18 protein-coding genes are annotated in these 20,134 nt (G+C 61.9%); 11 read left to right on the top strand and 7 right to left on the bottom strand.

All coding sequences use genetic code 11. The features are described 5' to 3' along the window. Window positions 1-67: 67 nt before the first annotated feature. Complete coding sequence (locus tag PQT43_RS17485) at window positions 68-955, top strand: formate/nitrite transporter family protein (protein ID WP_102862046.1); 888 nt, start codon at window positions 68-70, stop codon at window positions 953-955. Here the strand turns inward: PQT43_RS17485 and PQT43_RS17480 are convergent, their stop codons facing one another. Continuing rightward, window positions 956-2,215 (bottom strand): cation:proton antiporter, encoded by a 1,260-nt coding sequence (locus PQT43_RS17480; RefSeq protein WP_123389898.1) that lies wholly within the window; start codon window positions 2,213-2,215, stop codon window positions 956-958. It lies immediately after the preceding gene. 365 nt (window positions 2,216-2,580) lie between these two features. On the opposite strand from PQT43_RS17480, the gene PQT43_RS17475 reads away from it, so the two are divergent. Continuing rightward, complete coding sequence (locus tag PQT43_RS17475) at window positions 2,581-3,414, top strand: EamA family transporter (RefSeq protein WP_170001831.1); 834 nt, start codon at window positions 2,581-2,583, stop codon at window positions 3,412-3,414. A gap of 34 nt (window positions 3,415-3,448) precedes the next feature. Then, on the top strand, window positions 3,449-3,832 hold the full coding sequence (locus tag PQT43_RS17470; RefSeq protein ID WP_102862043.1) for an MAPEG family protein: 384 nt from the start codon (window positions 3,449-3,451) through the stop codon (window positions 3,830-3,832). Window positions 3,833-3,898: 66 nt separating this feature from the next. Here PQT43_RS17470 and mltA read toward each other — a convergent pair whose 3' ends face one another. Then, a complete protein-coding gene (gene mltA, locus PQT43_RS17465) occupies window positions 3,899-5,074 on the bottom strand; it encodes a murein transglycosylase A (protein WP_267269046.1) in 1,176 nt (391 codons plus the stop codon). 132 nt (window positions 5,075-5,206) lie between these two features. On the opposite strand from mltA, the gene PQT43_RS17460 reads away from it, so the two are divergent. Continuing rightward, entirely contained in the window at window positions 5,207-5,656 is a 450-nt protein-coding gene (locus tag PQT43_RS17460; RefSeq protein ID WP_025131121.1) for a c-type cytochrome, read from the top strand. Between the two features lie 67 nt (window positions 5,657-5,723). On the opposite strand, the gene PQT43_RS17455 is transcribed toward PQT43_RS17460, so the two are convergent. The 4 genes from PQT43_RS17455 to PQT43_RS17440 all read right to left on the bottom strand — a co-directional run bounded on the left by PQT43_RS17455 (window position 5,724) and on the right by PQT43_RS17440 (window position 10,348). After that, window positions 5,724-6,119 (bottom strand): DUF1090 domain-containing protein, encoded by a 396-nt coding sequence (locus tag PQT43_RS17455; RefSeq protein WP_102862041.1) that lies wholly within the window; start codon window positions 6,117-6,119, stop codon window positions 5,724-5,726. 124 nt (window positions 6,120-6,243) lie between these two features. After that, window positions 6,244-7,926, bottom strand: coding sequence for an NAD-dependent DNA ligase LigB (gene ligB, locus PQT43_RS17450; protein WP_272754359.1), 1,683 nt, complete (start codon window positions 7,924-7,926; stop codon window positions 6,244-6,246). Between the two features lie 216 nt (window positions 7,927-8,142). Continuing rightward, window positions 8,143-9,333, bottom strand: a complete 1,191-nt coding sequence (metK, locus tag PQT43_RS17445; RefSeq protein ID WP_110594377.1) for a methionine adenosyltransferase — start codon at window positions 9,331-9,333, stop codon at window positions 8,143-8,145. Between the two features lie 19 nt (window positions 9,334-9,352). Then, window positions 9,353-10,348 carry an ArsR/SmtB family transcription factor gene (locus PQT43_RS17440; protein WP_110594379.1) on the bottom strand — a complete coding sequence of 332 codons (996 nt, stop codon included), beginning with the start codon at window positions 10,346-10,348 and terminating at the stop codon, window positions 9,353-9,355. 257 nt (window positions 10,349-10,605) lie between these two features. On the opposite strand from PQT43_RS17440, the gene tkt reads away from it, so the two are divergent. The 6 genes from tkt to fba all read left to right on the top strand — a co-directional run bounded on the left by tkt (window position 10,606) and on the right by fba (window position 16,941). Continuing rightward, entirely contained in the window at window positions 10,606-12,603 is a 1,998-nt protein-coding gene (gene tkt / locus PQT43_RS17435; protein WP_102862037.1) for a transketolase, read from the top strand. A 157-nt stretch (window positions 12,604-12,760) separates the two neighbouring features. Next, on the top strand, window positions 12,761-13,840 hold the full coding sequence (gene epd / locus PQT43_RS17430) for an erythrose-4-phosphate dehydrogenase (RefSeq protein ID WP_110652412.1): 1,080 nt from the start codon (window positions 12,761-12,763) through the stop codon (window positions 13,838-13,840). Window positions 13,841-13,857: 17 nt separating this feature from the next. Continuing rightward, window positions 13,858-15,021 (top strand): phosphoglycerate kinase, encoded by a 1,164-nt coding sequence (locus tag PQT43_RS17425; RefSeq protein WP_159889477.1) that lies wholly within the window; start codon window positions 13,858-13,860, stop codon window positions 15,019-15,021. 32 nt (window positions 15,022-15,053) lie between these two features. Beyond that, window positions 15,054-15,275, top strand: coding sequence for a hypothetical protein (locus PQT43_RS17420; protein WP_102881132.1), 222 nt, complete (start codon window positions 15,054-15,056; stop codon window positions 15,273-15,275). Between the two features lie 60 nt (window positions 15,276-15,335). Continuing rightward, a complete protein-coding gene (locus tag PQT43_RS17415) occupies window positions 15,336-15,665 on the top strand; it encodes an MliC family protein (RefSeq protein WP_102862033.1) in 330 nt (109 codons plus the stop codon). Between the two features lie 211 nt (window positions 15,666-15,876). Next, on the top strand, window positions 15,877-16,941 hold the full coding sequence (gene fba, locus PQT43_RS17410) for a class II fructose-bisphosphate aldolase (protein WP_003229012.1): 1,065 nt from the start codon (window positions 15,877-15,879) through the stop codon (window positions 16,939-16,941). Between the two features lie 73 nt (window positions 16,942-17,014). Here fba and PQT43_RS17405 read toward each other — a convergent pair whose 3' ends face one another. Beyond that, window positions 17,015-17,686 (bottom strand): polysaccharide lyase family 7 protein, encoded by a 672-nt coding sequence (locus PQT43_RS17405; protein WP_102881131.1) that lies wholly within the window; start codon window positions 17,684-17,686, stop codon window positions 17,015-17,017. A gap of 319 nt (window positions 17,687-18,005) precedes the next feature. Here PQT43_RS17405 and PQT43_RS17400 point away from each other — a divergent pair, with 319 nt between their 5' ends. Next, the gene (locus PQT43_RS17400) at window positions 18,006-20,129 is read left to right on the top strand and encodes a putative bifunctional diguanylate cyclase/phosphodiesterase (RefSeq protein WP_267269044.1); all 2,124 of its coding nucleotides are present in this window, start codon (window positions 18,006-18,008) and stop codon (window positions 20,127-20,129) included. The last annotated feature ends 5 nt before the right edge of the window (window positions 20,130-20,134 follow it).

The following is a 20,134-nucleotide window of genomic DNA, read 5'->3' as shown; positions in this document are numbered from 1 at the left end:
ATCCGAACGGAACAGCCCTGAACCTCGCATGTCGTAACTCATACGACCCACCTGGTTCAGGACTCCCATGGACACTCGACACGACGGTAAAACCCCCGGTCTTTCGGCCGCGGAGCAGCAGGACGTCGACCGTAACCAGCCGCCCCGCGCGGCGGTCCTGCATGAAATCATCCGCACCCAGGGCGATCAGGAGCTGGAGCGCAGCGTCGCTGCCCTGTGGTGGTCGGCTTTGGCTGCCGGCCTGACCATGGGCCTGTCCCTGATGGGCATGGGCCTGCTCAACTCCCGCCTGCCGGATGGCGAAGCCTTCAAAGTGATCGCCAGCTTCGGCTACTGTGCGGGCTTTCTGGCGGTGATTCTCGCGCGCCAGCAACTGTTTACGGAAAATACTCTGACCGCGGTATTGCCGGTGATGAGCAAGCCGAGCCTGCAGAACTTCGGGCGGTTGTTGCGCTTATGGGGCGTGGTGCTGGTGGGTAACCTGTGCGGCACCTTGCTGGTGGCCTACGTGATGCTGCACCTGCCGATCTTCGACAGCCGAACCGACCAGGCCTTTCTGGAAATCGGCCGCAAGGTGATGGAGAACGACAGCTCGCAGATGTTCGCCAAGGGCATTATCTCCGGCTGGATGATCGCCACCATGGTGTGGATGATTCCGTCCATGGAGAGCGCCAAGATGTGGATCATCATCCTCATCACCTACCTGATGGCGCTGGGGGACTTCACCCACATAGTGGTGGGCTCGGCCGAAGTCTCTTACCTGGTGTTTGCCGGCGAGTTGGGGTGGCGGGATTTCTGGCAGGTGTTCGCCGGGCCGACCCTGGCGGGGAACATCATCGGCGGCAGTTTCATCTTCGCTCTGATCAGCCATGCCCAGGTGCGCAGCGAGAGCGGCACGCCGAACAAAAACGCGGATCGGGCAGGGGCACCCGATCCGCGACAGATCAAGAAGTGATCAGTGGGCCTCGGTCTTGGCTGCCGGGGTTTCCTGGGTGACATGGCGCACCAGCTTGCCGATGCTCAGACCCTGCAGCAGGATCGAGGACAGCACCACGATGTAGGTGATGCTCAGCACCAGGTCGCGTTCCGGCCCCAGGGGCAGGGCCAGCGCCAGCGCCACTGAGACGCCACCGCGCAGGCCACCCCAGGTCAGCACGCGAATGGTGCCCCGGGGCACGCTGCGCCAGCGGCGCAGCAGGAGGATTGCCGGGGCCACGGTCAACAGGCGCGACAGTACGATAGCCACTGCCAGCAGGCTCGCGGCCGCCAGGTGCAGCCAGTTGAACGGCAGCAGCAACAGTTCCAGGCCGATCAGGGCGAACAGCAGGGCGTTGAGCATGTCGTCCAGCAGTTCCCAGAAACCATCCAGGTAACGCCGGGTCATGTCGTTCATCGCCAGGTTGCGCCCCAGATTGCCGATGATCAGGCCGGCTACCACCATGGCGATCGGTGCCGATACGTGGATCTCGCTGGCCATGGCCGAACCACCGATCACTAGAGCCAGGGTCAGCATCACTTCGATCTGGTGCTGCTCGATGCTCTTGATCATCAGGTACACCAGGTAGCCGATCAGCCCGCCGAACACCACGCCGCCGATGGCTTCATGCACGAACAGCCAGGCAGTGGCGCTCACTGTCGGGGTTTCACCCAGTTGGGCGATGCCCAGCAGCACGGTGAACACCACGACCGCCGTGCCGTCGTTGAACAGCGACTCGCCGACGATAGTGGTCTTCAGCGGCTTGGAGGCGTTGGCGGTCCGCAGTACGCCCAGCACCGCGATGGGGTCGGTGGGGGAAATCAGTGCGCCGAACAGCAGGCAATAGAGGAAACTTACGTGCCAGCCGAACAGGCCGAAGATCCAGTAGGCCAGGCTGCCGATGACGAAGGTGGCGATCAGCACGCCGACGGTGGCCAACAGGCCGATGGGCCAGCGATAGCTGCGCAGATCGTTGAGGTTGACGTGCAGGGCGCCGGCGAACAGCAGGAACGACAGCATCCAGTTCATCAGCAGGTCGCCGAAGTCGATCTTGCCGATCAGTTCCTCGACATGCTCTTCCAGGCCGGGGAAACCGAGGTAGCTCAGTCCTTGCAGCAACAAGGAAAAGAGCAGGGCGGTGACCATCACGCCGATGGTCGGCGGCAGGCCGATAAAACGGAAGTTGACGTAGGTGAGCAGGGTGGTCAGGCAGATAAAAGCAGCGACAAGTTCAAGCATCCGGACTCCTTTGGATGATCGCAGGAAAAGCAGCCTGAACTCTTTCAGGCCAAAGGTTTGATGTGCCGGCGACGGGACGGGACACAGTTCGTTATGGCGCGGGAGTCCGCTCCCTTGCCACGGCAATGCTGTTGAGCCGCACCCATTGACCGCAGCGAGGGGGCGACGTTGCAGGCCTGGCGGTAAAAATGCCCCGGGCACGCCCATGCTGCCGAATTCGCTGTCGCCACTGCCAAAAAAGCGGGCAACCAGTGCAGGCCGGGCAGCCGGCATGCGAGGATTCCCGCTCTGTGGTCGGGCACTTTGCCCAAGCATGACCGTGCCGCACGAGATCCGATGACCTTCAGGCAAACAGGGAGTGTGAGGTGCTGGCGACAAGTCTGGTTCTGGTGGCGGCGCTGCTGCATGCGGCATGGAACACCCTGATCAAGTTCAGCGGTGAACGATTGCTGGTGGTGGCCTGCATGGACAGCGTGGCGTTGCTGTTCGTGGCGATCATGCTGTTTTTCCTACAGTGGCCGCCGCCGCAGATCTGGCCCTGGATCATCGCCTCGGCGGCCTTCGAACTCTTGTACCGCTATTTGCTGATCCAGGCGTATCGGGTAGGTGACCTGGGGCTGGTCTATCCATTGATGCGCGGCTTGTCGCCCCTGGTAGTGCTGGCCCTGACCCTGATTTTTGCCGGCGAGGTCCTGAGCACCCAGCAGATCCTCGGCATCCTGCTGATTCCTTTCGGCATGCTGTGTCTGCTCTGGCAAGGCGGAGGCGGCGCGCGCCTGCCCTGGAGCATGCTGCCGGTGGTGGCGCTGATCGGCCTGTGCATCGGTTGCTATACCTTTATCGACGGCCAGGCCCTGCGCCGCTGGTCGCACCCGCTGGACTACCTGACCTGGGTCACGCTGCTCAGCGCCTGGCCCTTTCCCCTGGTGGCTGTGGTGTGGAAGCGGCCCGCGTTCGCGCAGTTCTGGCGTGAGCAGTGGCGCTTGGGGCTGAGCGTCGGCTTCTGTGTACTGTTCAGCTACGCTCTGGTGCTTTGGGCCATGCAGTTGGGCTCGATTGCAGAAGCGGCGGCGCTGCGTGAAATCAGTGTGATTCTGGTGGTGCTGTTCGGTATGCGCTACCTGAAAGAACCTTTCGGCCGGCCACGGCTCTTAGCCTGTGGATTGGTGCTGATTGGCATGTTGGTGATGAAGTTCTGAACACTCCCTAAAACTCTAAAAAAGGATTTGCTCCATGACTGTCGCTTTCTGGTGTGTGTTGATCGCAATTGTTCTGCCCTACCTGTGTACCGCCATCGCCAAGGGCGCAGGCAAATACGGGCTTCGCTACAACCATGACCCACGGGCGTTCCTGAGTACCCTGGAGGGGCTGCCCAAGCGTGCCCACAACGCGCAGCTCAATGGTTTCGAGGTGACTCCGGCATTTGCTGCGGCGGTGATCATTGCCCATGTGGCGGGTAACGCCGAACTGGTGACCATCAACGTCCTGGCGGTGCTGTTTGTCACCAGCCGCCTGCTGTACATGATCTGCTACCTGGCGGACTGGGCGATCCTGCGGTCCCTGGTGTGGTTCGTGGGCATGGGCCTGATCGCCAGTTTCTTCTTCGTTTCAGTCTGAAACACCCTCTTGCCGGCGAAAGCGTCTTCATGGTCGCCTCCGCCGGCAAGCCGGCTGCTACTGGGGTCAAGGGGTATCGGGCACTTCCGGTACTTTGGGCAGCGCCGCGCCCTTGGGCCAGAGCATCCAGATCTGCCCCTGCTGCTTCATGTCGCCGGCCAGTTGCCCGGCCGCCTCGCCGGTGCCCCAGAACAAATCGGCACGGACTTCTCCGGTAATCGCGCCGCCTGTGTCCTGAGCGGCTACGGGACGTACCAGGCTGCTGCCGTCGGGACGAGTGGTGGACAGCCACAGCAGGCTGCCCAGGGGAATGACCTTGCGATCCACTGCGACGCTGTAGCCGGAAGTCAGCGGCACGTTCAATGAGCCACGGGGGCCTTCGTTGCTGTCCGGGTTGCGATTGAAGAACACGTAGCTTGGGTTGCTGCCCAGCAGTTCGGGAATCCGCGTCGGATGGGCCTTGGCCCAGGCGGCGATGGTGCCCATGGTCACGTCCTCTTTTTTCAGTTCCCCCTGCTCCACCAACCAGCGGCCGATGGGCCGGTACGGGTGGCCATTCTGGTCGGCGTAGCCGATCCGCAGTTGGCGACCGTCATCCAGCTGGATCCTTCCCGACCCCTGGATCTGCAGGAATTGCAGGTCCATCGGATCGGTCAGCCAGGCCAGCACCGGAGCCTTCACCCCCTTGGCTTCGATGGTCGCGGCATCGTCATAGGGCTTGAGCACCCGGCCTTCGAGGCGGCCCCTCAGGCGCTTGCCCTTGAGTTCCGGATAGAGGCTGTCCAGAGCGACGATGATCATGTCGTCCGGCACGCCGTACACCGGTACATTGGCCGTTCGGGTCTGGGTCAGGCTGCCGGGATACACCGGTTCGTAATAGCCGGTGATCAAGCCGGTGCTGCTGCCGCTGCCCGAGCGCAGCCCATAGACTTCCAGGTGTTCCTTGAGAAAGTCGCGGATGGCAGCCGGAGTCTGTGGCACGTTGGCCGCTGCAGCACAGGTGGCGCCCCACACCGGGTCGGCTTTCAGGCGGTTGCAGGCACTGCGCCAGGAGCCGAAGCCGGCCAGCAGGTCGTTATCGGCTACGCTGGGCAACGACTCCCAGGGCGTACTGTTGTAGGTGGCCAAGGCGTGGGTTGGCGCAAGCTTGCCGTTATCGCCGCCGTTGCAGCCGGCAAGCAGCGCCAGGGCTGGCAGGGTCCAGAGCAGGTGGCGACGCCAGCGGAGGAAGCTCGGGTTCATGCTGTATTTCCTTGAAGGGTTATCCACAGACTGGGTGGCAGTGGGCAACCCCTATTGTTAATAGGGCTATTGGTGTTTGCCGGGGAGGCGAGGATACTGGCCGCCGTTTCCGTGACCTGACCTGAAGCCACCATGACGCTAAAAAGACTTTCTGTTGTATTGCTGGCCTGCCTGACGCTTTCCGCCTGTGGCGGTGTCGATCCCAACTCTCCCCTGGGTCAGCGCAAGGCAATTTTCAAACAGATGCTCAAGACCGGCGAGGACCTGGGGGGCATGCTGCGTGGGCGGATTCCTTTCGACGGTGCGCGTTTTGCCGAAGGTGCGGTCAAGCTCGACAGCCTGTCCCATGAACCCTGGAAGCACTTCCCCGAGGTCAAGGAAGAAGATCACACCAGCGCCACCGATGACGTCTGGCGCAAGCAGGCGCGGTTCCAGGAGCTGGCACGCAACCTGGAGGCGGCCACCGGTGAACTGGTGACCATCAGCCAGGTCCAGCCTTACAAGGCCAGTAACCTGGGGCCGGCAGTGCAGAAGGTCGAGGATGTCTGCAGTGCTTGTCACAAAGAATTCCGCAATCACTGAGTGGCGGTTCTGACAAGGTGTTTTGCGCTGGCGAGGGAGCAGTCTCCCTCGCCACGACAAGCGCCGCTTACTTGTCCAGCTCGTCCAGGGCTTGCTGCAGTTCCTTGCGGGATTCGGCGAGTTTGTCCTTGCGCTTGTTGATCTTCTCCGAGTCGCCTTTCTTCATGGCTTTTTCCAGATCGGCCTGGCGCCGGCTGACTTCGTGCTTGGCTTCCAGCACCTTGTTTTCCCGATCCTTCTTCAGCGAGGCATCGGTGCAGTGGGCGTTGACTTCACTCAGGGCGCGCTCCAGGCCGGCTTGCTGATTGCTATTGCCATGAGCCTTGGCTTGTTCAATCTGGGTCATGATCGCTTGGCGCTTGGCGGCACAACCGGTCAGTTGCGGAGCTTGTTCGGCGGCCAGCAGGGGCGCGCTCATCAGGCTGCACAGGGTCAAGGCAGCGAGGGATGGAAACAGTTTCATGGAAGGCTCCAGGTGGAAAAAAGATCAAAAAATAACCAATTAAAATATTGACGCTGGCATCGGGAGTGGGGTGTTGGAACCCAATCCCGCCTGGGTGGTTCAACCTGCGCCCCAGGATGATGGATTAAAAACCTTCGATACCCGCTTCACTCAAGGTGGCACGCAGGGCCAGTACCTGTGGATCACGAAAGAATGCCATCAGTTGCGCAGCACGTTCCGCTCCTATTCCTGCCTCGTCCTGCCAGTCCTGGCTGCTTTTCAGCGCCAGGGTTTGCCATGGCCCGCTCAGGTCAGCTGAGCCACTGGGGGGCAGCCCCAGGGATTTCAGCCAGCGAGGGAAGGGTTGCTGTCTTGCCCGGTGCAGGCTCTCGAGTAAACGAGAGCTGCTGCGCTTGCCGAAGCCGGCAATGTTAGCAAGCTCCGCCTGATCCAGGGTCAGCCAATCCAACAGGCCTTTGATACGCCCTGTTTCAATCAGCCTGCTCCAGGTTCGCTCGCCGATATTCTGCAGGTCCAGGCCCTGTTTGCTGCCGAGCCAGGTCAGCCGCGCGAGAAACTGACTCTCGCAACCGGGAGAGGGCTGCCAGCAGCTCAAGCCATGAAAGTCCTCCTGGGCCGGAGCCTGGATGGCCTGGCGTTGCGGGCTCCTGAGTACCACGCTCTCCAGACGCGGAATGGTCAATCCGGCAAGGCTGATGGCCACCTGATCGCCGGGCGCTATATCCAGTGCCCGCCAGCGTTGTAGCGAGCCGACGCTGACGCGACGGATCTGTCGGTCGTCGAGGGTGACAGGCTCGATATCCAGCAAAGGGGTGATGCGTCCGGTGCGGCCGATGCGGAATCGCACCTGACGCACATGGGCCAGGGCCTGGGCGTAGGGATATTTCCACGCGGCGATCCAGTGCGGCGCTTTGGCCTGCCAGCGCTCGGCGGCCGGGCGCTGGCTCTGTCGCAGGATGATGCCGTCGCTGGCGAAGGGCAGGGGTGAGCGGTACCAGTGCTCTCGCCATTGCCGAGCTTCGCTGAACCCGGTGATGGGCCGGCTGTATTCACCGCCCTCGGGAAAACCCAGTTGCGCCAGTTGCTCCAGGCGTTCACTCAAGATGGCGGTGCCTTGAGGCCAGTCCCAGACAAACAGGCCGATCTGCTGTGCTTCTGCCCTCGACAGGTGTTTGCGTGCCAGCCATCCGGCGACCCGGCTGCGAGCATTGAGGCTGCCCGCGCGGGACTGGATGTGTTGCTCCAGTCGTTGATACAGCTCCCCTTGCAGCAGCAGGTCCACGGGCTGTGGCAATTGTTTGGGGATGGCCGGGATCTGACGGGCGCTGGCGCTCCAGTCATGGCCCAGCAGGCCGTCACCCCGACTTAACGCCTGGTGGAAGCGACCCTGACGGTAGATCAGGGTCACGGCCACGCCGTCGATCTTGGGTTGCGCCCAAACACCTTCGCGACCTTTTAGCCAGAGCTGGACGGCATTGTCATCGGGGAGTTTTTCCACTCCGGTGTGAGCAATAGGGTGGGGGATGCTGCCCCGGGCGTCGAGCAACGGCCGGTCCGCTGTCACGGGAATCTGTGGAAAGCAGTGCCGCAGGTTGGCCAGGCGCTGACGGGACTGGTCGTAGAGCTCGTCGGCTACAGGCGATTGGCCGTGCCGGTGGTAGCGGGTGTCCCAGTTCTTGAGCTGTTGTTGCAGGGCGGTGATTTCCAGGTTGGCCTGGGACGTTGGCCAGTCAGGACATTGGGCCTGAGCGGGTAGAGCGGCGAGGGCCAGAAGCAGCAGGAAGAGTCTTGGCAGCATGGGGAGCATCCTTGCTCTGATGGGCATGCGCTAAAGGCTAGAGGGGATTGGCTGTGGGCTTGGACGAAGGTGTTTGCCGGGTGTTTCATCGGGCGCCAAAACTCGTCGTCAATGGCGCAGGGCCCTGTATCGACGGTTGTCGGCTGGCTCTGCAAGGAAACCTTCAGCCACAAAAAAGCCCCGCCGGGCGAGCCGGGCGGGGCTTTGGATGTTGCCAGGTGAAGCTTACAGGCCGGCAGCAGCGCGCAAGGCGTCGGCGCGGTCGGTTTTTTCCCAAGTGAAGGTGGTGAAGGTGTCCTCACCCACGGTCTTGGTTTGTGGGGCACGGCCGAAGTGACCGTAGGCCGCGGTTTCCTGGTACATCGGGTGCAGCAGGTCAAGCATGGTGGTGATCGCGTAAGGACGCAGGTCGAAGTGCTCGCGTACCAGCTTGACGATCTTGTCGTCGCTGATCTTGCCGGTGCCGAAGGTGTTCAGCGAGATCGAAGTCGGTTGCGCCACGCCGATGGCGTAGGACACCTGGATCTCGCAACGCTCGGCCAGGCCGGCGGCAACGATGTTCTTGGCCACGTAGCGACCGGCATAAGCGGCGGAACGGTCAACCTTGGATGGGTCCTTGCCGGAGAACGCGCCACCGCCGTGACGGGCCATGCCGCCGTAGCTGTCGACGATGATCTTGCGGCCGGTCAGGCCGCAGTCGCCCACCGGGCCACCGATGATGAACTGGCCGGTCGGGTTGATGTGGAACTGGGTGTCTTTGTGCAGCAGCTCGGCTGGCAGCACGTGCTTGACGATCAGTTCCATCACGCCTTCACGCAGGTCGTTGTAGGACACTTCCGGGTTGTGCTGGGTCGACAGCACCACGGCGTCGATACCGACCACGATGCCGTTTTCATAGCGGCAGGTGACCTGGGACTTGGCGTCCGGACGCAGCCATGGCAGCAGACCCGATTTGCGGGCTTCAGCCTGGCGATGGACCAGTTGGTGGGAGAAGGCAATCGGCGCCGGCATCAGCGCTGCGGTTTCGTTGCTGGCGTAGCCGAACATCAGGCCCTGGTCGCCGGCGCCCTGATCTTCAGGCTTGGCGCGGTCAACGCCCTGGTTGATGTCGGGGGACTGCTTGCCAATGATGTTCATCACGCCGCAGGTGGCGCCGTCGAAGCCGACGTCCGAGCTGGTGTAGCCGATGTCGCAGATCACGTCGCGGACGATCTGCTCCAGGTCGACCCAGGCGCTGGTGGTGACTTCACCGGCGACGATCGCAACACCGGTCTTGACCAGGGTTTCCACCGCGACACGGGCATGCTTGTCCTGGGCAATGATGGCGTCCAGCACCGCATCGGAAATCTGGTCGGCGATTTTATCCGGATGCCCTTCAGACACGGACTCGGAGGTGAAAAGGGAGTATTCGCTCATCTCGACGGTTTCCTAAAATTTACCGATGGTGAGTGTCGCCAGCCGGTCGCTGAAAGTGGCGGACCTGGATCTGGAAACCATTACGTAAGCCTACATAGAGACTTTCCCCGGGAGTCAGTCCCGCAGCGCTGGCCCAGCGGGCCAAATCATCTTGTTCGAACCCTAGCCAGAGATCGCCGCAAGCCTCTTTGGCCCAACTCTGGTTGTGGCTGCACAAGTCTGTTACCAACAGGCTGCCGCCTGGTTGCAGCAATCGGGCCATTTGCTTGAGGGCTTCGGCCGGTGCGGCGAAATGGTGCAGGACCATATTCAGCACTACGCAATCGGCCGTCAGTGGCACGCCATCCAATGCATCGGCCAATTGCAGGCTGACGTTAGCCAATGTTTCGCGCTCACACAGCTGGCGCGCCAGTTCAAGCATTGCCGGACTGTTGTCCAGAGCGGTTACCTGGGCAAAGCGTCGGGCCAGTTCAGGGAGAAATCCACCGTCACCGGGGCCCACTTCAATGGCCGTGGCCATTGGCTTGAAACTCAGCTGGTCCAGCAGCGCGAGAACACTGTCGCGGTACTGGGGCAGTCCTGCGATCAGGTCCTGCTGGGCGCGGAATTTCTCCGCCACCCGGGAAAAAAAGTCTTGGCTGGCTGCGGCCCGTTGCCGGTGCACCAGGCCGATCCGGCCCTGGACATCCGCCGGCAGCCGCACCTGGTCCACTTCGTCCAGCAGTGCTGCGTGAAGCTTGCCCCCCAGGAGTTCGGTATGGGGCAGGGCGCGGCGATAGAAAATCGCATTGCCTTCACGGCGGGTCGCCACCAGGTTGGCCTGGGCCAGGACCTTCAAATGGTGACTCATGCCGGACTGGCCGATGGCGAAGATCTGAGCCAGTTCCAGTACACCGAACGAGTCGTTGCTCAGTGCGCGCAATACATTGAGCCTCAGAGGATCGCCGCCGGCCTTGCACAGGGCGGCCAGTTCGTCGCAATCGTCATGCTCAATGGAGGGTGCGTGCAGGTTCATAGGGGCGCAGTCTAGAGGTGCCTGCAAAGCCCTGCAACAGCAATATCAAAACTTTTTGATATTGCTGTTGCAGGGCTTTGCCAGAGCCGTTCGTTGCCTTGTCAACGAACGGCGAGCGGGTTTCTCCAGTGGATTGAGTGCTTATCCTTGGGAAAAACATGCCTGAGTGACTATCTGTCATTGCCCCCGCCAGACGCCTGAGGGAAAATGCAGGCCTTTTTTCCGTTTCGTTTTATTCAATCCTCAGGAGATCAGCGATGCCCAGCCGTCGTGAGCGTGCCAACGCCATTCGTGCCCTCAGCATGGATGCCGTGCAAAAAGCCAACAGCGGCCATCCAGGTGCCCCCATGGGTATGGCGGATATCGCCGAAGTACTTTGGCGTGACTACCTCAAGCACAACCCGAGCAATCCATCCTTCGCCGACCGTGACCGCTTCGTGCTGTCCAACGGTCACGGCTCGATGCTGATCTACTCGCTGCTGCACCTGACCGGCTACGACCTGTCGATCGATGACCTGAAGAACTTCCGCCAACTGCACAGCCGCACTCCGGGCCACCCGGAATTCGGCTATACCCCGGGTGTGGAAACCACCACTGGCCCACTGGGTCAGGGCCTGGCCAATGCCGTGGGCTTCGCCCTGGCGGAAAAAGTCCTGGCGGCGCAGTTCAACCGTCCAGGTCACGACATCGTTGATCACCACACCTACGTATTCCTGGGTGATGGCTGCATGATGGAAGGCATTTCCCACGAAGTAGCCTCCCTGGCCGGTACCCTGGGCCTGGGCAAGCTGATCGCCTTCTACGATGACAACGGCATCTCCATCGACGGTGAAGTCGAAGGCTGGTTCACCGACGACACGCCGAAGCGTTTCGAAGCCTACAACTGGCAAGTGATCCGCAACGTCGACGGCCACGATCCGGAAGAGATCAAGACCGCCATCGACACCGCGCGCAAGAGCCCGTTGCCGACCCTGATCTGCTGCAAGACCACCATCGGTTTCGGTTCGCCGAACAAGCAGGGCAAGGAAGACTGCCACGGCGCACCACTGGGTGCCGAGGAAATCGCCCTGACCCGCGCTGCACTGAAGTGGAACCATGGCCCGTTCGAAATCCCGGCCGACATCTACGCCGAGTGGGACGCCAAGGAAGCCGGTCGCGCCGTGGAAGCCGAGTGGGATCAGCGTTTCGCTGCCTACTCCGCTGCGTTCCCTGCCGAAGCCAATGAACTGGTACGTCGCCTTGCGGGCGATCTGCCCGCGGACTTTGCCGAGAAGGCCAATGCCTATATCGCTGAAGTCGCGGCCAAGGGCGAAACCATCGCCAGCCGTAAAGCCAGCCAGAACACCCTGAACGCCTTCGGCCCGCTGCTGCCTGAATTCCTCGGCGGTTCGGCCGACCTGGCCGGTTCCAACCTGACCCTGTGGAAAGGCTGCAAGGGCGTCAGCGCTGAAGACGCCAGCGGCAACTACATGTACTACGGCGTGCGCGAGTTCGGCATGACCGCCATCATGAACGGCGTTGCCTTGCACGGTGGCCTGGTGCCTTACGGCGCGACCTTCCTGATGTTCATGGAATACGCACGCAACGCCGTGCGCATGTCGGCGCTGATGAAGCAGCGGGTGATCCATGTCTACACCCACGACTCCATCGGTCTGGGCGAAGACGGTCCGACTCACCAGCCGATCGAACAACTGACCAGCCTGCGCAGCACCCCGAACCTCGACACCTGGCGTCCAGCCGATGCCGTGGAGTCGGCGGTGTCCTGGAAGTACGCCCTGGAGCGCAAGGACGGCCCATCGGCGCTGATCTTCTCCCGCCAGAACCTGCAGCACCAAACCCGTGATGCCGGGCAGATCGCCGACATCAGCCGCGGTGGCTACGTGTTGAAAGACTGCGCAGGCGAGCCTGAGCTGATCCTGATTGCCACCGGTTCGGAAGTGGGCCTGGCGGTCCAGGCTTTCGACAAGCTGACTGAGCAGGGCCGCAAGGTGCGCGTGGTTTCCATGCCGTGCACCAGCGTGTTCGACGCTCAGGACGCGGGCTACAAGCAATCGGTTCTGCCGTTGCAGGTCAGCGCGCGGATCGCCATCGAAGCTGCTCACGCCGACTTCTGGTACAAGTACGTGGGTCTGGAAGGCCGGGTGATCGGCATGACCACCTACGGCGAGTCGGCGCCTGCGCCGGCCTTGTTCGAAGAGTTCGGTTTCACCCTGGACAACATCCTGGGCCAGGCCGAAGAGCTGCTGGAAGACTAAAAAAGCACGCGGTGGCCCAGCCACCGCGATCCCTTTGTAGGCGCTGGCTTGCCAGCGATTCGCGGCCTGCCTGACACGCCGCTGATCGTTGGCAAGCCAGCTCCTGCGATGGGGTGCGTATAACAAGTTCGTCTGCCTGTGCCTGATCGAGAACCCCATGCCTCAATCGCGTCCCTATAAAGTTGCACTCAACGGCTACGGCCGGGTTGGTCGTTGCGTCTTGCGTGCTCTGTTCGAGCGGGGGGCTGCGGCTGGATTCGAGATCGTCGCCATCAACGATCTGGCCGACATGGCCAGTGTTGAATACCTGACACGCTTCGACTCGACCCACGGCCGGTTTCCCGGCGAGGTGAAGGTCGATGGCGACTGTCTGCATATCAATGGCAACTGCGTGAAAGTGCTGCGCAGTGCCACCCCCGAAGGCATCGATTGGGCGTCCCTGGGCGTCGATCTGGTGCTGGAATGCTCCGGTGCCTACCACACCCGGGCAGACGGCCAGCGTTTCCTCGACGCCGGCGCGCCACGGGTGCTGTTCTCCCAGCCGATGGCCAGCGAGGCGGATGTCGACGCCACCATCGTTTACGGGGTCAACCAGGAGTGTCTGACCGGCGCCGAGCTGCTGGTCTCCAACGCCTCCTGCACCACCAACTGTGGTGTGCCGCTGTTGCGCCTGCTGGATCAGGCCATCGGCCTGGAATATGTGTCGATCACCACCATTCACTCGGCGATGAACGACCAGCCGGTGATCGACGCCTATCACCACGAGGATCTGCGTCGGACCCGTTCGGCGTTCCAGTCGGTGATCCCGGTGTCCACTGGTCTGGCGCGTGGTATCGAGCGCTTGTTGCCGGAACTTGCCGGGCGAATTCAGGCCAAAGCTGTGCGAGTGCCGACGGTCAATGTGTCCTGCCTGGATATCACCATGCAGACCGTGAGCGATACCGACGCCACCGAGGTCAACCGGATTCTGCGCGAGGCCGCCACCAGCGGTCCGCTCAAGGGCTTGCTGGCCTATACCGAGTTGCCTCACGCCAGCTGTGATTTCAATCATGATCCCCATTCGGCGATCGTCGATGCCAGTCAGACCCGCGTTTCCGGCCCTCGGCTGGTGAACATCCTGGCCTGGTTCGACAACGAATGGGGCTTTGCCAACCGGATGCTGGATGTTGCTGGGCACTACCTGCAAACAGCCACTCCACGCTCTGACTCTAAACTCTCTGTTTCTGAACAACAGTAACCCAGGAATTGCGACCCATGACCGTGTTGAAGATGACCGACCTCGATCTGCAAGGTAAGCGCGTACTGATCCGCGAAGACCTCAACGTCCCAGTCAAGGACGGTGTTGTCACCAGCGATGCGCGGATCCTGGCTTCGCTGCCGACCATCAAGCTGGCCCTGGAAAAAGGCGCGGCGGTGATGGTCTGCTCGCACCTGGGCCGCCCGACCGAAGGCGAGTTCTCTGCCGAGAACAGCCTCAAGCCGGTAGCCGATTACCTGAGCCGCGCCCTGGGCCGTGAAGTGCCACTGGTGGCCGACTACCTGGGTGGTGTCGAGGTCAAGGCCGGCGACATCGTGCTGTTCGAAAACGTGCGCTTCAACAAGGGCGAGAAAAAGAACGCCGACGAACTGGCCCAGCAATACGCTGCCCTGTGCGACGTGTTCGTGATGGATGCTTTCGGCACCGCGCACCGCGCCGAGGGTTCGACCCATGGCGTGGCCAAGTTCGCCAAAGTAGCCGCTGCAGGTCCCCTGCTGGCTGCTGAGCTGGACGCACTGGGCAAGGCCCTGGGCAACCCGGCCAAGCCGATGGCGGCCATCGTTGCCGGTTCCAAGGTGTCCACCAAGCTGGATGTGCTCAACAGCCTGAGCCAGATCTGCGACCAGTTGATCGTCGGTGGCGGCATCGCCAACACCTTCCTGGCCGCTGCCGGGCATCCGGTGGGCAAGTCGTTGTACGAGCCGGACCTCTTGGACACCGCCCGAGCCATCGCCGCCAAGGTCAGCGTACCGCTGCCGGTGGACGTGGTCGTGGCCAAGGAGTTCGCCGAAAGCGCCGAAGCTACCGTCAAGCTGATCGCTGATGTTGCCGCTGACGACATGATCCTCGACATCGGTCCACAGACTGCCGCGCAGTTCGCCGAGCTGCTGAAATCCTCCAAGACCATCCTCTGGAACGGTCCTGTAGGCGTGTTCGAATTCGACCAGTTCGGCAACGGCACCCAGGTGCTGGCCCAGGCCATCGCCGACAGCGCCGCGTTCTCCATTGCTGGCGGTGGCGACACCCTGGCGGCCATCGACAAGTATGGCGTGGCCCAGCAGATCTCCTACATTTCTACCGGTGGCGGCGCTTTCCTCGAGTTCGTCGAGGGCAAGGTACTGCCGGCGGTTGAAGTCCTGGAAGCCCGGGCCAAGGCCTGAGATTCCCGTTGGCCGGGCAAAGGAGTGTTCTGATGGTCAAGACATTGCCACTGTTGATCGCCGCGGCTTTGCTGGCGGGGTGCTCCGGCACTCCCCAGGCAAAATCGGCCGATGAGGCCGGTGAGCCGGACAAAGGCTGCTATCAGGCCGATTGGCAGGCCGAAACGGCGCCGGTGATTAACAAGCGTCTGGGCCCAGAGGGCCTGGAGAAGTACGAGACACCGTCAAAGACCAGGGAACAGGGCTGCCCTTGACGGGTCGGATTGGATAACGCAACGCGCTGGGGCCTGTGGGCTGTCAGCCGAGGAACATCGATGAAAGGTTTGATCGCCGTGGCGATGCTGGGCTTGCTGGCAGGGTGTGCCAACCTGAACCTGCTCAAGTCGCCGGCTCCCGACAACTGGACGACCTGGGTGTGTGACAGCCAGGCACAAGTGCTTTGGCGCTACACCGACGACAGCCGCAAGGCGGTCGACGTGCGCCTGGGGGGCGACGATCAGGTTCGGCGCCTTAAGCTTGAGCCCAGTGGTTCGGGTTCGCTGTACAGCGATGACATGCTGGCGTTTCACGTCAAGGGTGAAGAGGGCCTGGTTTACTGGGTCGCCACCAATGACTTGATCGGCCGCGGCTGCAAGGCCCAGTAGGAGCTGGCTTGCCAGCGAAGGCGGCCTTCCAGACCTGTGCAAGGTTCAAGGCCCCTTTCGCCGGCGAGCCGGCTCCTACAGGGCTGTAGAGATTTGGTTTTAACGGATACAACAGGGCGGGCTGACCCCCGATCTGCAATCACTTGAATAGCAGTCGCCGCTACGGCAGGCTTGCACGATTAACGACCCTCGACCGGGAGAGACACACACAATGGCACTCATCAGCATGCGCCAGATGCTGGACCACGCAGCCGAGTTCGGCTACGGCGTTCCAGCCTTCAACGTCAACAACCTTGAGCAGATGCGCGCCATCATGGAAGCCGCTGACAAGACTGACTCCCCGGTGATCGTTCAGGCGTCCGCCGGTGCGCGCAAGTACGCCGGTGCGCCGTTCCTGCGTCACCTGATCCTGGCGGCGATCGAAGAGTTCCCGCATATCCCGGTGTGCATGCACCAGGACCACGGCACCAGCCCTGACGTCTGCCAGCGCTCGATCCAGCTGGGCTTCTCCTCGGTCATGATGGACGGCTCCCTGGGCGAAGACGGCAAGACGCCGACCGACTACGAATACAACGTGCGCGTCACTCAACAGACCGTGGCCATGGCCCACGCCTGCGGCGTGTCGGTAGAAGGCGAGCTGGGCTGCCTGGGCTCCCTGGAAACCGGCATGGCCGGTGAAGAAGATGGCATCGGTGCCGAAGGCGTGCTGGACCACAGCCAGATGCTGACCGATCCGGAAGAGGCCGCGGACTTCGTCAAGAAGACCCAGGTCGACGCCCTGGCCATCGCCATCGGAACCAGCCACGGTGCCTACAAGTTCACTAAGCCGCCTACCGGCGACGTGCTGGCCATCGACCGCATCAAGGAAATCCACAAGCGCATCCCCAACACCCACTTGGTGATGCACGGTTCTTCGTCGGTTCCGCAGGAGTGGCTGGCGATCATCAACCAGTACGGCGGCGACATCAAAGAAACCTACGGCGTGCCGGTTGAAGAAATCGTCGAAGGCATCAAGTACGGCGTGCGCAAGGTCAACATCGATACCGACCTGCGCCTGGCGTCCACCGGTGCCATGCGTCGCCTGATGGCCACCAACCCGAGCGAGTTCGACCCGCGCAAGTTCTTCGGGGCCACCGTGACCGCCATGCGCGACGTGTGCATCGCCCGTTACGAAGCCTTCGGCACTGCCGGCAACGCTTCGAAGATCAAGCCGATCTCCCTGGAAGCAATGTTCCAGCGCTACCTCAAGGGTGAGCTGAACGCCAAGGTCAACTAAGCCTTAGCGTCATCCGGAAAGCCCGCAGCGATGCGGGCTTTTTTGTGCCTGGGATTCCTGCACAGAGACGGGGTTAGATTTTGTTGTGGTCGATATCCAGCTTGGAGAAGGTCACCTTGCCGCCCTCGCTGGTGTAGCCGCTGTTGTCCTGGACATAAACGCCAGCCTTGAAATACAGCGGCTTGTCGCGCCAGGTGGCGCTCAGCTGGCCATCCCATTGATAGCCCGCAGCACTGATCCCCAGGGCACCACCGGGGCTCAGGTGGATCAGGTAGGAAAACTCCCGATCCATGGGCACGTTCCTGGCGACGGTGATGACCCGGCCTTCGTCGTCATCCGGGCGCATGCGCACCTTGGCCACGACATTGCCGCTGCCCTGGCTGGTCTTGTACTGGTACTCCACTTTCACCAGGGGCTTGGTGCTGTTGTAGGCATGGATCTGGCCGACGACGATCTTGCCCGACGAGGGCACCTGCTTCACTGCCAGGGTGGCGTACAACAGGTTGTCGGCCTCGGGATAGGTCCAGTTGCGCAGGGTGCCGTTGGAATAGGTTTCCCGCAGCTCGGTGCGCGGGTAGATGGCGTTCTCGGTTTTTGATCCGGTCACCGGCGACCAGAAGAACAGGGTGCCGCTATCGGAGTGGAAGTACTGGTCCTTGAAGCCTTTGACCAGGGTGGGGGTGTCAATGGTTGCCGGTGGGCTGCCGACGGGAACGCTGAGGTTCCAGGTTGCCAGATCGATCATGGTGAGAGGTTCCGCAAGGAAAGGTCTGGTGCAGGTCGCCGAGGGCTTTAGCCTGCGCTTCTTCGGGCGTCTTTATAACGCAGAACGGATGCCGGGCGAGGTCCGTACGGCGGATATCTGACGTCAGCAAAATATCGAAATGCCATCCTTCCCGGTTTTTATGCTGCACAACTGTGACCGTTAGTCGGGAGTCGGCGCCATTGGCGGAGCGATGACGTGATGGCGGCTTCTGCTTTTCAAGATCCGGGTCTAGAGTGAGTCCACAGTTTTAGCCAGGTTTTCTCACCCGCTCAGTCTTACTACAGGCAAGAGAAGCAGCATGGAATGCGTGCATCCGGATGTGGCCGAAGGCCACTCCACTCTTCTGATCGTTGATGACTATCCTGAAAATCTCCTAAGCATGCGTGCTCTGTTGCAGCGCCAGGACTGGCGGGTGATGACCGCTGCCTCCGGTGTCGAGGCCTTGGGCCTGTTGCTCGAGCATGAGGTGGATCTGGTGCTGCTGGATGTGCAGATGCCCGGCATGGATGGTTTTGAGGTGGCTCGACTGATGCGCGGCAGCCAGCGTACCCGGCTGACACCGATCATCTTCCTCACCGCGAACGAGCAGTCCCAGGATGCCGTGATCAAGGGCTACGCCAGTGGCGCGGTGGACTACCTGTTCAAACCCTTCGACCCGCAGATCCTCAAGCCCAAGGTCCAGGCTTTGCTGGAGCAACAGCGCAACCGCCGAGCCCTGCAGCACCTCAGTCATGATCTGGAGGTGGCGCGAGCGTTCAACGCCGCGGTGTTGGACAACGCCGCCGAAGGCATCCTGGTGGTGGACGAAGGCGGCCATGTGCGCTTCGCCAATCCAGCGGTCTCGCGCTTGCTCAATGCCCAGGTGCAAGATCTGGAAGGCTCGCCCTTCCTCGATTACCTGCAAAAGCCCCACGTCCCCGACTGGAACGAATCCGAACTCTACGCCTGCTACCGCAGGGGCGAGACCTATCGTCTGCATGACGCCCTGTTGCGTACCGTCCCCGGTCAGCAGATCTGCGTGGCCCTGTCCTGCGCGCCCCTGCCCAGCGAACAGAAGGCCATGGTGGTGACCTTGCTGGACATGTCCGAGGTTCGACACCTGCATCAACAGCTGGAGTACCAGGCCGTTACCGATCCGCTGACGGGCCTGCTCAACCGGCGCGGTTTCTATCAGACCGTGGAGAACATCCTGCTGCGCAGCGATCGCTCGGGAAAGTCTCTGGTCCTGCTCTACCTGGACCTGGACGGCTTCAAACGAGTCAACGACTCCCTGGGGCACGATGCCGGTGACCGGGTGCTGCGCTGGGTCTCCGAGCAGTTGAAGGAATGCCTGCATTCGTTCGACATTCTTGGGCGCATGGGCGGCGACGAGTTCACGGCCCTGCTGGAGCTGAGCTTCCCGGAGCAGGCGGCAAAAATCGCCGAAAAACTGATCGAACGCCTGTCCATCAGCCAGCAGATCGATGGCATGGAGGTGGTGCTGGGGGCCAGCATTGGCATCGCCATCTACCCTGACTGCGGTTCCAATCTGGATGGCCTGTTGCGCGCGGCGGATATCGCCATGTACGAGGCCAAGCGTGCCGGCCGTCAGCAGTACCGTTACTACGACCATGAAATGAACGGTCGTGCCCGGTCCCGGCTGATGCTTGAAGAAAGCGTGCGCAGCGCGGTGGAGCGCAAGGAGTTCACCCTGGTGTATCAGCCCCAGGTGGCCATTGCCGATGGCCGCTTGCGAGGGTTCGAGGCGTTGCTGCGCTGGCGGCACCCGAGTGTCGGCGATGTACCGCCGGGGCTGTTTCTGCCGTTGTTGGAAGAGGCGCGGTTGATCAGCCGCCTGGGCAGTTGGATCTATCAGCAGGGCGCCGCTCAGCGCAAGGATTGGGAACAGGTATTCAGCCCGGACCTGGTGTTGGGTGTCAGCCTCAGCGCTACCCAGTTCGGCATGCCCAACCTGGCAACCGAACTGCGCCAGGTGTTGTTGCGCCATGGCCTGCAGCCTCGTCAGCTGGAGGTGGAGGTGACCGAGGCGGCACTGACCCAGAACCTCGACGAGACTCGCAAGCAGTTGCAGCAGTTGCATGAGCTGGGGGTGCGGGTGGCCCTGGACGATTTCGGATCAGGCAGCTGCTGTCTGGCGTACCTGCGTGACCTGCAGTTGGACACCCTCAAGCTTGACCGGCACCTGATCGCTCGCCTGCTGACTTCGCCGCGAGATGCCGCCATCGCCCGCAGCGTGATCGACCTGTGCAAACAGTTCGGCCTGCTGGTGATTGCCGAAGGCGTGGAAACCCTCGAGCAATACGAGTGGCTCAAGGCCAGCGGTTGTGAATACGTGCAGGGTTTCCTGGTGGCTCGCCCCCTGACTGCCAGCAGTGCCAGTCAATTTGCCCAGCCTTTTGACTGGAGCGCGTTGCCGGCCTGAATTCG

Source organism: Pseudomonas sp. BLCC-B112 (assembly GCF_028550695.1).
GTDB lineage: Bacteria > Pseudomonadota > Gammaproteobacteria > Pseudomonadales > Pseudomonadaceae > Aquipseudomonas > Aquipseudomonas danubii.
Note: the sequence above shows the minus strand (reverse complement) of the source record. Positions and strands in the feature narration are given on the sequence as shown.